Genomic DNA, 15860 nt, shown 5'->3' on the forward strand with positions numbered 1-15860 from the left:
TCCTAGCAGTGCTCCACCTTGCCCTTGACGATCTTGATGTACTTACCGGCGACCCACTCCGGCGTACTGATCCCCAGCCGGTACCACCTGCGATTACCCTGCACCGACTGCCCACGCGCCCAGCACTTGATATCGACGATCTCACCCGGAAGCAGCCAGCCGTATCTCGTCGAGTTCCGGGTCGGCTTCGCGCGGATCGCCAGCCGCGAGTGCGAGATGACCTTCCCCTTCGCATAGAAGTCGGGCCCGCCCGCAGGCACCGCCGGACCGTGCACCGCAGGCGCCTGGACCGGTGCGGCCTGCGCGATGGACACGCCAAGCGAGCCCGTACCGGTGATCCCCGCCACCACCACGGTTGCGATCTTGTAGTGCTGCTTCATGAAATCTCCTCTGCGCTTCTCGACCGGCACGCAGCGCTGCGACGTCCGCAACCACGGCTGCCGGTAAGGGTCCGTCCGGCCGACCCCGGCACCCACCGCACCCGGCCACGACTTACCGCAATTACCCAGACACAGAGTGTTAGCTCACAAGGAAGGCGGACTTTTGGCCAAATCCCGCCCGACTACTAACCGACGGCGCTGATCACACCCCAACAAACGCCGACAGCCCCACCCACGCCCAGATGATCCCGTTTCGCGGGGATTCGCCCCACACCACTCAGATCATGGTAAGGATCTCGTTGGGCCGGACGTAGTAGACGTGAGGATTGTGGTTGTGCGGGCCATAGCCGGTGGACCCGGCGAGGAGCAGATACGTCCCGACCGGGATGTTGGGCCAGTCCTGAAACCAAGCGTCCTGCCGGTTACCGGTCGCATCCCAGACGATGATCGCCTTGGCCCCGGTCCTGGCCCGCTGATAGACGCGCTCAACGTAGGCCAGATGCCCGTCTCGCCCGTCCACGACCCGAAGTTCCTGGACGGCCTGCTGCCGAAGCGCCTGACGCTCGGCCTGCCGCGCCGAGTGGTCGCGCACCGACATAGCGACAAGCCAGACAGAGCCGACGATAACCGCGAACACGACCAGCAGAACGAGAATGAAGACAAGCGCTACCACGCCACACGCCTCCCAGCCGCACCAATCCAAGCCCCGCGCTGACAACGTTCCATCCAACCCACGGCACGCCAGTCAAACGGCTACCCCCTCCACCCCGCAGCCAAATCCACACATCCGCCCCACATCGGACGAAGGACAGAACCCACCACGGCCCCCAACACAGGCTGACCCCTCCCATGAGGACCGGGTGTGACCGATGAGTTCTGTGGGGTTGGACAGTCGGTTTGTCCATGACCACGAAACCCAACATCGAGGAACGGGCCGCGCAGCCGTACGTGGCGATCAGGCGGCGGGTCACGATGCGGACCATCAGCGAGGTCGCCGATCGGATCCCGGAACTCTTCGGCTGGCTCGGCGCGCGCGGAATCGTTCCAGCCGGAACGCCCTTCCTCAAGTACAACGTGATCGACATGAACGGCGAACTGGAGATCGAGGCGGGCATCCCGGTCCCGGCACTGGTCGAGACTGACGGCGAGGTCCTCGCCGGAACGCTCCCCGCCGGTCCGTACGCGACCCTCACCCACACCGGCCACCCCGACGGTCTACTGAACCGAACCACCGAGCTACTGGACTGGGCGAAGACCAAACAACTGACCTGGGACGTCACCAACGACCGGTGGGCCGCTCGCCTTGAGATCTACGAAACCGACCCCACCCAGGAGCCCGACCCCACCAACTGGGAGACCCAGCTCACCTTCAAACTCGCCGACCACCCCTGAAACATCATCGGCCCCACGGACACCGTGGGGCCGATGCGCATGACCGCAGCGAGCCGAAACGGTCTGCGAGTTGGCCGTGGGTCAGCGGGCGGCCCACCTTCGCAGATTTCACAAAGTCCACCACCGCCGCAGGCGCTTGGCCAACCTGAATATCCAAGGCAAGCCCACCAAAGCAATGATCCAGGGGCCGGGCACGTCTCGCGTGCGGCGGGCTGATCAGACGCGGTCGAGCAGCTCTGCCTTCTTCTCGAACTCCTCGTTGGTGACCACGCCCACCTCCCTTAGTTTCCTCAAGCATTCGATGCCCAGTTGCAGGCCGCACGAAAGGGTGAAGGGGAGCTAGAAAGGTCCACGCGGGCCTGACTCCAGCGTCGGGTGGCTCGGCTTGCCTCACCTTGCTTGTGGAGATTGGAGCGCTTCGTGAGAAGCGGTCATCCTCGCTCTTCATCCGGCTACGCTTAAGTCGTGATGAAGCGGGCCGGGTCGGTGAGGGCGATGAGAGCGCCGTCCAGGTCGGCGAGGCGGGCGGCGAGGGTGGCGACGGCGAGCCGGGCCGGGAGCGCCTCGTTGAACTTGAGGCCGCGGAGTGCGCGTTCGTCGATGTCGGGAAGGCAAAGCCGATCGGCGGCGTCGGCGGTGGCGACCTTCCACATGTCGCGGGTGAGGTCGGGGCGCAGGCGTACCCACTCGTCTTCGAAGCGTTGGTTCTCATCGGTCAGCCCGGAAAGGGTGGCGGTGAGGACTGCGTTGGCCTTGTAGCCTGCCCAGTTCCACCAGCGAACGTCGTCGCCATCGCGGCTGATGACGGTGCCGCCGGGATGCACGGTGGAGGTAGCGGCCTCACGCGTCCTGGCAAGATGGCGGACGGCTCGTTCGGTCATGCCGACGGGGGGGTCGGCGCCCAGGAGAACGTCCCGGCACGCGCGAGCGAGGGCGAAGCTCGATCCGCTGAAGGCCGTGCCGTACCACCTGGCCTTGCCGGGCCGGTCGGACGGTTCGACATAGCAGCGGCGGCGTTTCCAGTCGATCCAGGTGACCTGCCAACTGCGGCCCGCCAGCAGGAGGACGCGAGGGCCTTCGACGCGCTCAGTGAGAAGCATCGGGTCAGTTCGGCCGATCTCTTGGCGGCCGGACAGGACGGTGAACTCGGGAGGCGCGGTGAAGACGGCGGTCATGTCCATGAAGTGGCGGCGGCCGAACTTCTCCTCTGCGGCGGGCCCGATGAAGAGATAGTCGCCGTCCCGCTCCACGTAGCCGTGTTCGACGAGGTGGCGCACAATCGGTTCGGCACTGCGGTCGAAGGGTGGCAGCCCATTCCAGTGTTCGACCCACAGCCGGTTCCCAACCTTGTGCTCTTGCAGGCAGAGAGCGAGGAACTGCTGGGCGACGATGTGGCGTGGTTCTGGGGGTGCCTGCACCGGTTCGACGTATCCGCGGCTCCACAGCAGGATCAGCGCGGCCGCGGAGAGAAGCGAGTCCTGGTCAAGAGTCAGGAACAGGCAGTTGCGGGTGGCCCCCGGTCGCCGTCCAGTACGGCCAAGACGTTGCAGAAACGCGGCGACGGTCTGCGGAGCGTTGATCTGGATGACGCGATCGAGGTCTCCGACATCAACGCCGAGTTCGAGGGTGCTGGTCGAGACGATGACGCAGTCGCGGGCCTCGACGAACTCCTCTTCGGCGCGGCGGCGCTCGTCGAGTGAGAGGGACGCGTGCGACAGGAAGGTGGTGACTCCACGGGAGCGCAGCGCGGCGCCGAGTTCCTCGACAAGCTGGCGGGAGTCGCAGAACACCAGGCGTTTCTCACCCCGGTGGAGTGCGGCGATCACGGTGGCGGCGTTGGGCACCGATCCGACGTAGTCGAGCTCGACGACGTCGTCCCGGACGGTCGCCGTTTCGGGGACGACGACGCGCGCCGGTCCACGGTTGGAGCCTTGGAGCCAGGTGAGAAGCTCGGCGGGGTTGCCCACCGTGGCGGACAGCCCGACGCGCTGGATAGGACGCCCGGCCATGCGGGTGAGGCGTTCGAGGACGGCCAGCAGATGCCAACCCCGGTCGTCCCCGGCAAAGGCGTGGACCTCGTCCACGACGATCGCGCGGAGGTCGGCGAAAAGGCGGTGCTGATCGGTCTTGACGCTGAGAAGCATCGCTTCCAGCGACTCGGGGGTGGTGAGCAGGACGTCCGGAGGGTCGGTGCGGATGCGGCGCCGTGCCGTCTCAGGAACGTCACCATGCCAGGCGGCGACGCGGCGGCCGACCCAGCCCGCGTAGGTCTCCAGACGCGGCAGCAGGTTGTTGAGCAGGGCCTTCAGCGGGCAGACATAAAGCACGGACAGCCCCGTCCAGCCGCCCGAGTCCATCGCCGACAGCAGCGGGAACGCGGCGGCTTCGGTCTTTCCGCCCGCTGTCGGGGCGAGCAGGACCGCGTCGTCGCCGTCGAGCACCGGCCCGATGGACTCCTCCTGGAGGGGGCGCAGCGACCGCCAGCCGAGAGTGTTGACGATGTGATGCGTCAGTGACGGGGAGAGCCGGTCGACGGGCACGGTCACGGCAGATCCAGCGGCACGTCTCCGGCGGCGTTGCGTTCGGTCTCGTTCAGCTCGGACGCGGAGACGGTGAGCGCGTAGTCGCGGCGCGGATCGAAGTCGGGGAACTCCTCCACGCGGTCGAGGACGTCGGCGACGAGCTTGCGCAGGAAGACGCGGGGCGCGACGCCGACCTTGCCGCCGAGCCCGCCGGTGACAGCGGCGGCGAGGTCGCGGATGTAGGCGTCGTCGACGCGGGCCGTGATCCGCGCGGCGCCACCGACGGCGTACAAATCACGGACGTTACGCCCGAGTTCCTCCAGTTTCGGCAGGTCGAAGCCGGTCAGCCGGAGCTGGACGGCCCGTGGGGAGTCGAAGCGGGTGTCGGTGGTGAAGTCGGTGGCCAGGCGCTGGGCGAGTGGTGCGAGCCGCTGGGCCCCCTGACGGCCGTCGAAGAACTGGGGCGTACCCGTGATGACGAGGAACAGGCCGGGGAAGCGTCCGCCGTCGATCTCGTCCAGCAGCTGCCGCAGCGCGTTCAGCCCTTTCTCGCGGACGTCGCCGCGGACGCGCTGCAACGTCTCGATCTCGTCCAGGACGAGCAGGAGCCCGGGATGACCGCAGTCGCGCAGCACGGTGAGCAGCCCCTGGAGGAAGCCGAGCGCGCCGAAATGGTCGAGGTCCCCGCGGACGCCGGCGGCGCGGCGGGCGGACGCGGCGACCGACCGCTGCCCGCCGAGCCAGGCGATCAGCGCCTCGGCGGTGGCGGTGTCACCGGTCTCAGACGCCTTCCGGTAGCCGCGCAGCGCGGCGGCGAACGCGGGCGTGGTCCGGGCGACGTCGGCGAGCCGCTGTTCCATCAGCGCGTCGACGGCGAGGGCGAGCCCTTCAGCGTCGTCTTCGGCGACCTGTTCCGCGTCGAGGACTTCCTCTTCGAGCGTGTAGAACCACAGGTCGACGACGGCGCGAAGCGCCCCCTCGGGGTGGCTGGCGGTGGTGAGCCGCTCGGTGAGGCGCCGGTAGACGGTCTCGAGCCGGTGCAGCGGCGTCTCGGTCTCCGATATCTGGATCTCTGCGACGGCCAGCCCCGCGCGTTTGGCCCGCTCCCCCAGCCAGCGGGCGAAGAACGTCTTGCCTGACCCGTACTCGCCCCGGATGGCGCGGAACGCCGAGCCTCCCTTGCCGACCGCGGCGATCTCCGCGTCCAGCGCGCCCGCGAACCTGTCCAGGGCGACGGCGAACAGGTCGAGGCCGCCGCGCGGAACGGTGCCGCGCCGCAGGGCGTCGATGACCTCCCGGCGGCGGACGGCGCTGGCCTGCATCCGTGCGTCCGTCACTCGTCCACCCCGAACTGTTCGCGCAGCAGTGCCGTCTCCAGTGTGACGGTGGCGCCGGAGTCGCTCAGCCCGAGGACGGGGTAGCCCTCGACGTTGAGCAGTCGCTGTACGGCCGTGATGAACAGGTCGGCGCCGCGCGGTGCCCGGCCTCCGGCGGCCGCCGCGGCCGCCCCGACGGCGGCGGTCGACAGGCGGCCCCCAGCGTTCGCGAGCGCGTCGATGACCGCGGCGACCTGCCGAGCCTCAGGGGCCTTGCGCAGATACTTCCGCTGGTCGGCGTACACGGGCGAGCGAGTGACCCGGACACCGAGCGTTACGGCGGCAGCCGCCGGGGCTGGTGCGAGCTCACCAACCGTGAAGAGTACGTCCTTCTGGGCCGGGGTTCTGCGTGCCGCCGCCTTCGGAGTCGTGGCCTCCGGCGGAGCCTGCGGGGCCTCCCGGTCGCCCCACCACCAGGGGACGGTCTTCTCTGGCGGCAGGATCGACCAGCCCTTGGGCACCAGGTCGACGGACGGGACGAGGACGAGCAGCGGCACGGTCATCTCGGCAAGGCTCGCACCGCCATGGTAGCCGGCCTTGCGGGGGGTGTACCGGATGTCCTCGCGCCATGGGACGACGACCCGGCCTCCGCCCTCCAGAACACGGGGTCCGGCCAGTTCGATCTCGCCCTCCCCCGGCTGGTCCTTCCCCGGCTCGCCGGTCCGCCAACGCGCCGATCCGGCGCCGGACGCGGCCGTCAGCTCCTTGCCCCCGCGTTCCAGGACGTGTCCGTGGTCGGAGACGAGCACGACGGGACGGCTGTAGTCCCGGGCGGCGTTCAGCAGATCGGTAAGGAAGGTGATATCGGACGTCCGCCAGCCGGTCCGGTCACCTTCCCGGTCGTGGTCGAGAGCGTCGTCGATGGTGTTGAGGACGGCACAGACGACGCCGTCGCCCGCGAGCGCGTCGAGGAGCGGCCGGGCGAGCCGCTGCCCTGGCCCACCCGGGATGTCGGACTTGTGGAACACCGCCGCCCGCGTGCGACGGCGTTTCCAGAAGGCGTCGAAGCCCGTACGCTCGGCGGCCTGCCCCCCAACGGTCGGAGACCCGCACAGCAAGGAGGCGCGGCTCGTTCTGGTCACCGAGGGGATCATCGAGACGGCGCCGCGGCGCGCACCGGGTGCGGCGGAGATCTCCAGCCAACGTCCGCCGCGCGCGAGTTCCTCGCCGAGCTGGGCGGCGACGGAGGCGCTCATGCCGTCGAGAACCAGGACGAGCGGCGCGGCGTCACGAGCGAGCGGCCGCACGACCTCGTCCATCACCGACTCCACGAGGAGGGCGCCGCCCGGCGCTTCGGCGCTCGCCGTGGTAGTCCAGTCAGACAACCGGGCGGCGAAATCCGCGTCGAGTGCCGCACGACGGTTCACCGCGGCCACGTATATCTCCTGGTAGGCCCGCCCGAGGACGGGGTCGTTTCCAGGGTCGCCGCCCCAGAGCACGTTGAGGGCCCGGTCGACCCATCCCCACTCCGTCACCTGTCCGGCGACGCCCGCGGCGACGGAAGCGATGTCGGTGGCGCCGGGCGCGTCGAGCCAGCGCCGGAGGCGAGCCGCCATCGCTGCGACGCCGCAGCGATCCGCGAACAGGTCGGCCAGCCGGTGATCCATGACCGCGTTCAGCGCGTCACCGGCGGCCTGCGGGGCTTCGGGGAGCGCGGCGGCGAAGGCGCGGAGCCTGGCGTCCAGCCCGGAGGGCAGGAAGGGGTGGCCTGCGACGGCCTGTCCGAGCCCGACGTCGGCGGCCAGTTCGTCGGCACGGTCCAGCACGGCCATGACCCGGTCGCGGGCGGCCTGGTGCCCGCGCCGTTCGGACGCGGCGTCTCCGATCCAACGTGTGAGGGTGCCCTGGACGGCCGAGGCGAACGCGCCGAGTTCGCCGGTGTCGTGGGTGACGCCCGCGAACAGGCCACCGACGGCGAGCGCGGCCTCGGCCGTGCGCGCCGCGTCGGTGAGGACGGCGGCGACGACGCCGAGGGCCATCGCGTCCTCACCCTTGCCGGCCTCGACGAGTGCGAGCAGGACGGTCGCGGCGTCCCCGACGTTCTCGCGCAGCCACGCGGCGATGCCCGCACGCTCACCGGCCACCAGTTCGGCGTAGCGGACGGCGGCGCCGGGCATCCGGGACCAGGCGAGCAGGGAGTCGACGTCGATGTCGCTGTGACCGGAGGTCTCACCGAGCCCCAGAAGAAGGCTCGACAGGTCGAGCCGGGCGCTCACGAGAGCGTGGACGGCGGCGTCCCGGGTCAGCACGGAACCGCCGCTGCGCCGCCAGGGCGCGCCCGCCGGGTGGCGGCGCCAGCCGTCGGAGGGCTCGGCGTCCAGCAGGGCGTCGATCAGCCACGGCTCCTGGCGGATGCGCGGGTCAAGGTCCGCCGCGCCGAACCGCTGCTTGACGATCTCCGCCCGGTCGACGCTGAGCGCGCGGCGGCCGAGGGCGTGAGCGCGCAGGTCCGCGCCGAGGTGGTGATCGTCCATCCCCGTCGTGATGACCAGGATCGCGTCGGAGCCGTTGGTCGCCCCGGACGTGTGGGACTCCCATGCGTCCACGGCGCCGAGAACGGACGTCTGATCGCTCACCCGGACACGGCGCTGGTGATCACCGAAGCGGATGGTGAACTCGGTGGGCGCCCCTTCCCGGTACCGGCCGTGGACGACGACGAGCCGGGCGCTGTCGCCCGCCTTCCGTCTCGGCAGTTCGATGTCGAGCAGCGCCTCCAGCACTCTCCGGTCGATCACGGGAGGAGTGCTCATCTGCCGGGCTCCCGGTCGGGATCGTCGGCGGGCTGCCACGCGATGTCGATGGGGACGCCCGGGTTGGCGGCGGCGAACGCCCGTACTTCCGCCTCGATGCCCGCGACGGCTTCGCCGAGCGCGCGTTCGAGGTGCGCGGGCTCGACGCGCCTGCGGCCGTGGCTGGGGGCGTTCCCGGTGGACGTCCGTGGATGCGGCACACCGGCCTCCGCACCGCCGGACGCGCCGTCCGCCCTCGAGGGGATCGTCGGGTCACCGTGGTCGGTCAGGCTGACCTGGCCCGCGCCCTGCCCCACATCGTCGCCCGGCCCCGCACTGCCTTGGCCCGAATTGCCTTGGCCCGAATTGCCTTGGCCCGAATTGCCCCGCTCGGGCTCTGGCCGGGGCTGTCTGCTCGCCTCGGTGAGCAGCGCGACGGCCCGTTCGTTCGCGGCCTCCAGAGCGGGCGGAAGGCTCTGGACGAACTCGTCCGCCCGCGCGGCCTCGGTGACCTCCTGGACGAGCCGTTCGGCACGCTCGCCGACACTGTCGCCACGACCGGCGAATGCGGCCACGCCGTCCAGCACTCCCCACTGCACGCCGCCGAGAGCGCCGAGCACCGCCGGGGCGGACACCAGAGCGGCGCCGAGCACCGGGTCGGAGATGTCGTAGTCGGCGTCGGCGAACGCCTGGACGAGGGGGGTGTTCTGGTCCTGGACGGCGGCGAGCCGGGCGAGCAGGTCGGCGGCGTGCCGGGCGGAGCGGCGGCGCGGCGTGTCCGGATCCTGGATGCCGAGGGACGGCGCGTGGGCCTCCAGCGCCCTGCGCACGTCGTTGACGGGCGCCTCCAGGTCGCGGACCTTCTCGCGGATGTGCTCGGCGAGGCCCCGGACGTTCCGGCCAGACAGGGTCTCGGGAACGCTGATACCGAACAGGGCGGCGACTCGCGCCCGCGCCTTGGCGTACTGCTGGTCGGACGGTTTGGGCTGGTCGCGCAGGGCCCAGCCGCTGCCGACCGCCTCCAGCCCGGGGAATGGTTCGGGCCTGCCGCCGTTGAGCACCCAGTCACGGTCGGCGAGGAGTGCGTAGACGGCGATGACGAGGTTGGAGACGGACTTGTCGAGACCCGTCCACCCGTGTTCGGCGATCCACTGCCGGATCTCTTCGACGGGGTAGTCGCCACCGGCACGGCCGTGGCGGGCGGCGAGCTGGTCGATCCGCCGCCGCCATTCGTAGGAGACGTTCAACGGCCCATCGTGGACCTCGCCGAGTTCCAGGGGATGGACGATGCGCTTGAGCAGGCCGAGCTTGTCACGGTCGACGACCGTCCGGCCCGAGCGGTCCTCCATGGCCTTGGTGATCCAGGACAGGACGGTCCTGAGCTCGCCCGGGGTGACGGCCTTGCGCGTGTGCGTCAGGTCCAGGTCGGGGTGCTTGGGGTAGATCCTGGAGTACAGGCTGTCGGCCAGAGCGAGCATGGTGTATTCGAACCCGGCGCCCCCGTGCAGGCGGGGCCGCTCGTGGCCGGGCCGCAGCGAAAGGACATGCTGTCCGTCCTGGACTTCGGCGGAGACGTTGCCGTCGTCGCCCCCGGAGATGCCGTAGAGCTGCTGGAGGAGGGCGGTGAGCTGGGAGGCGAGGTTGTCGGCCTGCGCCTGGAGCTGGTGGCGGACGCGGATGCGCTGGTCCGAGGCCAGGTGCGAGGCGTAGTCGTCGAGCCGGTCGCGCTCCAGCAGGTACCGGATCTTCAGGAGCCGTCCGAGCTGGTTGGCCTTGTGCGTGGACAGGTGGTCGGGCAGCCAGACGAGGGAGTCGGCCTCGAAGCCGTCGCGGCGCAGCTCGTCGACCCGTCCCGCGTCGTCGCTCGGATACTTGCCGCGCACGTCGAACGGGTAGTCGATGATGAACCGGATCCGGCCCTCCACCGAGGGCCTGAACTGCTCGTCGGGCAGCGCCGCCGGGTCGCGGACGTTCTCGAAGACGAATTCGACCGTCCGTCTGCTGCCCCGCCACACGACGTCGCGTTCGGAGACGAACGCGCCGGTGTCGCTCACGCCGAGCAGTTCCCAGAGCCGGTTCTTCACCCAGATGCGGCGGGCGCCGAGGTTGTCCTGGTCGCCGACCTGCTCCAGCAGCGGCTCGACGTCCAGGTCGGACAGGTGCAGCGTGAACACCGGGTCGTGGTCCCCGTCGGCGCGGATCTCCCCGAACCCGGCGGCGATCAGTTCCCGCAGCCGGGTCCCGACGACGCTGCCGGGCGTGGACAGCCGGGACTGGATCGAGCCCTGGTTGAGGGCGGCGAGCCTGGCGCCGGTGAGCCTGCTGAGCGCGGAGACGTCGGGCGCCAGCGCGGACAGGATCAGCGTCTTGACGATCCGGTCGTCGGCGCGGAAGTCTCTGTGCTCCTCCGAGCCGTACCGTTCCCGCAGGTGCGCGCGGACCTTGGCGTGGAAGTGCCGGGCGGTCTCGGCCTCCTGCTTGAGGTGGTCGGTGAACGCCTCGCCGACGTCGTGGCCGAGGACGTCCCACAGGTCGCCGAGCGGGACGAGGTCACCGAGCCGCAGGTCGTCCCGGCGCCGCGACAGCATCGTGTTGAGCAGCTTCAACCCGGTGCGCTCCCGTTGCAGCGCCCCGGCCAGAGCGACGAGGACGTTGAGCAGCGCGGGCGACAGCGGGTACACGTCACGGAAGTCGTTCCAGTCGGCCTGGGTGGCGCCGTGCGCGTCGAGCAGCGCGTCCCTGACGGCGGCGTTGTACGACTCGACCTTGGTGAACGCCTCGTCGAGCACGGATTCCATGCCCGCCCTGGGGCGCAGGATCCGCTTCTTGATGATCTCGGGGAGGTTGCGGTCCTCCAGGTTGACGACCTTGAAGCGCCCGGCGAGGTACTGGACCGCCGCCTCCAGGTTCTTGACGTCGGCGCCGACCACGTCCTCGCCGACGAGCTGGGACAGGTTCCGCTGCCGGGAGATGAACGACACGATCGGCACCGGACGGTCGCTGTCGCCGGACTCGATCAGCTTGACGAGCTTGCTGACCTCGTTGTTCACCTTCTGCTGGTTGGACATGTGCGCCTGGAGCCACAGGATCAGCTCGTCCAGGAACAGGATGAGCCCGGTGTAGCCGTGCTGCTGGGCGTGCCTGCTCATCGCGGCGAGGCCGTTCTCCAGCGGCAGGTAGGTCCCGGCGGCGCCGCGCGCCCCGTAGGCGTAGGTGGAGAACGGCCCGTCCAGCAGCGCGGACTCCAGCGCCGCGCGCAGCGGGTCACCGGGCGGCGCCTCCAGCGCTCTGTCGAGTTCGGCGGTGCTCCACCGAGCGGCGGCCACACCGCCCAGATCGAGGTTCGGAAGATCGTCGTCGGGCTCGGGCCGCGCGGGCGCGGAACCGCCGAGCCACTGGGCGAACATGGCGTCGTCGGCGAGGAACTCGCGTTGCCTGCGCGCGTCCCGCAGCATCGCGTCGGACCGGTGGACGGGCGGGGTGGCCAGCCCGAGCCGCCGCGCCTCGGCCGCGTACCCGCCGAGGATCGCCGAGTCGAGGTCGGTGACGCCGACCAGGTGGAACGGCACCATCATGAACTTCTGGTCGCGCAGCCAGCCGTCATGCTCGGCGACGAGGTCCTGGAACTCCACCTTGCGCCGCGCCGTCGGATGGTTCTCCAGCAGCGCGTACAGCACGGTCATGAAGTGGCTCTTACCGGAGCCGAACGACCCGTGCAGGTAGGCCGCGTTCGACTTGCCGCCCCGCACCGACGCCTTCACCATGCCCAGCGACTCGCGGAACGCCTGCTTGAGCTGGTCGGTGACGACGTACTCGTCGATGCGCTGGTCGACCTCGTCGAACCCGCCGGTCAGCTCGACCTTGTAGTCACCGGCGAGGACCTCCTCGGGAATGTCCAGGACGTCCCGCAGGTACAGTTCCGCCACCCGTCGTCTCCCCTCGCCTCACCAGCGCGCACGCCCCTATCGGCAAGGCTCAAAGATAGTCCCGCGCGGAGTTCGCCGTACCCCGTTGGCGATGAGGTTTGCGCCGCACCGGACGTCACCCGGAACGTGACCGGAGCAGGTCAGGCTCCGCGGTCCCGTCGATGTGCCGGTCCAGGGCGGTGGGGCTGGCGGGTGAGCTCCCCGGATCCCAGAGCCGGTCCGTGGTCGAAGGTGTGACGCGGTCCGGGTAGCCCGCTGGGTTCGACCGGGGCGCTCGCCGCGCGTCGCCGACCTGGCCTCCCGACGACCTGGTCACGCAGTTCCGGCAGGAGCGCGTACAGGGTATCGCCGGGGCATGCGGTCTGGTTGTAGTCGCGGTGCCCGACTATCGCCGTGTGCGGGTCAAGCTGGTAGACATCGCACAGCCACGCGCAGGTCGCGACGAGTTGCGTCCAGAGCTCGTCGGTGGGCTCCTCGGTCATGTAGGTGCCCTCGTTCTCGACGCCTATCGTGTGATCGTTGTGGCCGAGGGTGTGCGCACCCATGACGTGGCGTCTGGTGCCGATGGCCTCAAGTGTGCGGTTGCGACCCTCCAGGAGATGGCCGCCACGGCTGATGGTGAGCTGCTGGCCGATGTCGTCCCAACCGCGATCGTCCATGTGGAAGCTTTGGATCGACCGGGACAGTTCGAAGGCGTGTTCAAGCGACTGGTCGGCGGAGTTGGGCGACGCCGTGTGGTGCACGACGATGTTGTCGGGTGCCCGGTCGAGCACGGTCGCGGCCACCTTCGGTGGCCGCGCCTGCCATTCGGCGCGGTCGTGGATGGGTGGCATGACTTGCGCCGACGCCGGAAACGGAACTGCCACGGAGCTGAGCAACGCGCTCCCGACCGCCATGGTCGCGCCCCCCGAGCACACTTCGACGAGTCAGAAAGATATCTGCGGGCACGAGCGCTTCCTTTCCATCCTTCGTTTCGACTTGAGGCTCCCCGGGACCGGTTGCCGGGGCCGTTTGGGCCGACGCGCGCGTCGGTGAACGCCGATCGAACGTCCGCCAAGGCCGTGCCATCGTGGCGGGCAACCATGAAGCAGCCCTGCTGCCCACGTCGCTGAGGCTCATGGCGCGAGACGGCGCCGGCGGCCGGTCAGGTCGGTTCCCTTGATCAGCTTCTCGGGCGCGGACGGCGCCCGCCACATCTGGATCAGGTGGTGCTCGCCGGTGCCCGCATCACGGTTCCGGACGCTCACCCGGACGCGGAACATGCAGGTGGACGGCCAGACAGGGTCGAGCTCGAAGAGGGCGACGGCGTTTCGGCCAGGCACGGCTGCCACGAGCATGTTCGCCTCCGGTGGCGGCCCCGGGATCGCGACGGTCCGCAATGACAGCGAGCCTTCGGCGATGTCATCCCATGACCCGGTCTCCAGGGGCGGTGCGCCATCCAGCAGTTCGGCGGTCACATCGATGGAGCCATCACGGGTGCCGGTCACGACGCAGTAGCCGACCATGAGCCCGTTGCCTTGATTGATCCACGCGTCGTAGTCCGTGCCTTCCCCGAGTATGAGGACCTCTTCAGCGGCATCCAGCGCACTGTCAAGCCGGTACCAACCCACCTCACCGACTGGAACGCGGACATCATCCCGTTTTGGTGCGGTTGGCAGTGCCAGTGCGGGCATCGCGTCGCCGAGCGTCTCGATGATGCGGTCACGAAGCCGCAGTTCGAGCGCGGACTCTTCCGGATGACGCCGGGCGAACTGGAACGCGTCGACGTCTAGAGAACCGGCGAGCAGCGCCCAGTGATCAGCTGTCAGCGACACCGTGACGATGGTGCCGGAAGGAAGATCGATCGTGGGATGGCTCGTGTGGTCCCACAACTCCTGGAATGCCGCCCCGTACGCGGCGCCCTCCGCCGCGTGCCCCTCCTCCAGAAGACCCGAGCCCGTATTGTCCAGGAGTCCGACGAGAACGTGGCGTTCTTCGAGAGCGAACGTGATCGGATACAAGAGGCTCATCTGCGCTGACACTTCCGTATGGGTAACGCGCCATCCGGCGGACATTTCCGCCGGATGGCGCGGGTGAGCACTATGGGGCGATCACATGTGATCCTGGCATTGTTTGAAGGACGGCGGCGTAGTCGACGAGTTCGTCACCGACACCCAGAACGCTCCTTGTTTGCGCCCGGTCGAGTCGATGACCTTGCCGGTGGGGTTGCGCCACAGCCGGTTCTGGTTGAAGAACTTGGTGATGTCGCCTCCCTGGAAATCGTTTTCGCCCTTCGGTACGAACTTGCATGTCCACTCGGTCGCCGGAACCCAGTGGGCACCCTGCCAGGTCGACGCGAAAGGATACTCGTCACAGTTTTGTCCCGGCGGTCTCGGAATACTCTTCGGACATGCGACGTCACGGCTCAGCTTGTCGAATTCGATCTTCCCGGTGGGGTTGTCGGGATCCGTGGTTTCCCTCGGGCCACGCACGAGGACCTGCCCGCCGGGTATGCTGTCCGTTCCGGGAAAGCCGGGTCGGGTGCGCAGCGCCAGCTGCCCGTACAGGATGTTCCGCGCGATGTTCGGCATCGGCCCCAGGAAGTCGACCACGTAGGTCGGGGTGTACCAATAGTAGACACACCCCGGCTTGTTCGTGGAGACGACATCCTTGAGACTGTCGCAGCGGATACCGGTGGGCGGGCCGACATGCGTCCACGGCTTCCCGCCCGACCATTCAATCGTGGCACGCGGGTAGCTGACGAGCACCTTCGTCTGCGGCTCCGGGTAGGCGATCGTCGGACCAGGCGACTCCATGAAATGCGTGCCCGTTTGGACGACATTCTTCTTCGCGACGAACGTGAAGAATCCGGGGCTGCCGCACCCCACGGCCGCGCAGTCGATCGACAGCTGCGTGGTGTGACCGTACGGATTCAGCTCACCGGTAACGTAGAGGTTTTGATAATATTTTGATAATATACCGTGCGCTTCCATGCGCGAGATGCGGGATCCAGCCATTCCTCGAAAGCGACGTTGGAGGCCGCGGAACCGAGGAGCTTCCGATCGGTGATGGAATAGAAGAACCCTATCTCTTTCACGTGCGAGCATGCGTATGTCCGTGTCCAGTAGACCTCGTCCTTGTTGGACGGCGCCGGACAACTCGGCATCGCAGCGCTTCCCGCAGCGGGCGTCACCGGTTCGTAGTTCGCCTTGGTGAAACAGGCGACGACCTTGGTGCGGCTGTTCTTCGGGATCTCACAGCCCAACTCCGTGAACGTTTGCGCCATGTCGGAGGGCTTCGATGGCATCGCCTTTGCCGACCGTGACGAGGGGTCGGGCGACGATGGCGGAGCGCTGGGCGGTCGTGACGAGTCAGCGGGCGTCTCCTCGGACGGCGTGGTGGGCGGCTCGGTCGACGGCGACGGCGTGGTCGAGAGACTCACCGAGGGGCTCGGCGTCGCAGACGCCCCTGGAGTGGCGGTCACGCTCAACGCCAGCGCGAGTACGGCTCCGATTGCGATTGTGAGCTTTCGCGCGTGATATCTCACAGCACACCC

Annotated in this window: 12 protein-coding genes; 2 read left to right on the forward strand and 10 right to left on the reverse strand. The window is 69.0% G+C overall.

The window, feature by feature from the left end; translation table 11 throughout:
• Positions 1-2: 2 nt before the first annotated feature.
• Positions 3-380, reverse strand: coding sequence for an SH3 domain-containing protein (locus tag ABD808_RS08040; protein WP_344892175.1), 378 nt, complete (start codon positions 378-380; stop codon positions 3-5).
• 277 nt (positions 381-657) lie between these two features.
• Positions 658-1053 (reverse strand): hypothetical protein, encoded by a 396-nt coding sequence (locus tag ABD808_RS08045; protein ID WP_344892178.1) that lies wholly within the window; start codon positions 1051-1053, stop codon positions 658-660.
• Between the two features lie 230 nt (positions 1054-1283).
• On the opposite strand from ABD808_RS08045, the gene ABD808_RS08050 reads away from it, so the two are divergent.
• Complete coding sequence (locus ABD808_RS08050) at positions 1284-1772, forward strand: GyrI-like domain-containing protein (RefSeq protein ID WP_344892180.1); 489 nt, start codon at positions 1284-1286, stop codon at positions 1770-1772.
• 458 nt (positions 1773-2230) lie between these two features.
• Here ABD808_RS08050 and ABD808_RS08055 read toward each other — a convergent pair whose 3' ends face one another.
• The 8 genes from ABD808_RS08055 to ABD808_RS08090 form a co-directional block, all read right to left on the reverse strand.
• Positions 2231-4318 carry a DEAD/DEAH box helicase gene (locus ABD808_RS08055; protein ID WP_344892182.1) on the reverse strand — a complete coding sequence of 696 codons (2088 nt, stop codon included), beginning with the start codon at positions 4316-4318 and terminating at the stop codon, positions 2231-2233.
• Positions 4315-5631 carry a BREX system ATP-binding protein BrxD gene (gene brxD, locus ABD808_RS08060; RefSeq protein ID WP_344892184.1) on the reverse strand — a complete coding sequence of 439 codons (1317 nt, stop codon included), beginning with the start codon at positions 5629-5631 and terminating at the stop codon, positions 4315-4317. Before brxD ends, ABD808_RS08055 begins: the two co-directional genes overlap by 4 nt.
• A complete protein-coding gene (pglZ, locus tag ABD808_RS08065) occupies positions 5628-8420 on the reverse strand; it encodes a BREX-2 system phosphatase PglZ (RefSeq protein WP_344892186.1) in 2793 nt (930 codons plus the stop codon). Before pglZ ends, brxD begins: the two co-directional genes overlap by 4 nt.
• Positions 8417-12325: a BREX-2 system ATPase PglY family protein gene (locus ABD808_RS08070; protein WP_344892189.1), complete on the reverse strand. Its 3909-nt coding sequence runs from the start codon at positions 12323-12325 to the stop codon at positions 8417-8419. Before ABD808_RS08070 ends, pglZ begins: the two co-directional genes overlap by 4 nt.
• 140 nt (positions 12326-12465) lie before the next feature.
• The gene (locus tag ABD808_RS08075) at positions 12466-13158 is read right to left on the reverse strand and encodes a peptidoglycan recognition protein family protein (RefSeq protein WP_344892192.1); all 693 of its coding nucleotides are present in this window, start codon (positions 13156-13158) and stop codon (positions 12466-12468) included.
• A gap of 282 nt (positions 13159-13440) precedes the next feature.
• Entirely contained in the window at positions 13441-14346 is a 906-nt protein-coding gene (locus tag ABD808_RS08080) for a hypothetical protein (protein ID WP_344892195.1), read from the reverse strand.
• Positions 14347-14415: 69 nt separating this feature from the next.
• Entirely contained in the window at positions 14416-15297 is an 882-nt protein-coding gene (locus tag ABD808_RS08085; RefSeq protein WP_344892198.1) for a NucA/NucB deoxyribonuclease domain-containing protein, read from the reverse strand.
• Complete coding sequence (locus ABD808_RS08090) at positions 15237-15590, reverse strand: hypothetical protein (RefSeq protein WP_344892200.1); 354 nt, start codon at positions 15588-15590, stop codon at positions 15237-15239. The genes ABD808_RS08085 and ABD808_RS08090 overlap by 61 nt, the downstream gene beginning before the upstream one ends.
• Between ABD808_RS08090 and ABD808_RS08095 the strand changes: the two genes are divergently transcribed.
• Positions 15589-15843, forward strand: a complete 255-nt coding sequence (locus tag ABD808_RS08095; protein ID WP_344892202.1) for a hypothetical protein — start codon at positions 15589-15591, stop codon at positions 15841-15843. The genes ABD808_RS08090 and ABD808_RS08095 overlap by 2 nt on opposite strands.
• Positions 15844-15860: the final 17 nt, after the last annotated feature.

It is taken from the genome of Actinomadura meridiana (assembly GCF_039537545.1).
Classification (GTDB): domain Bacteria; phylum Actinomycetota; class Actinomycetes; order Streptosporangiales; family Streptosporangiaceae; genus Spirillospora; species Spirillospora meridiana.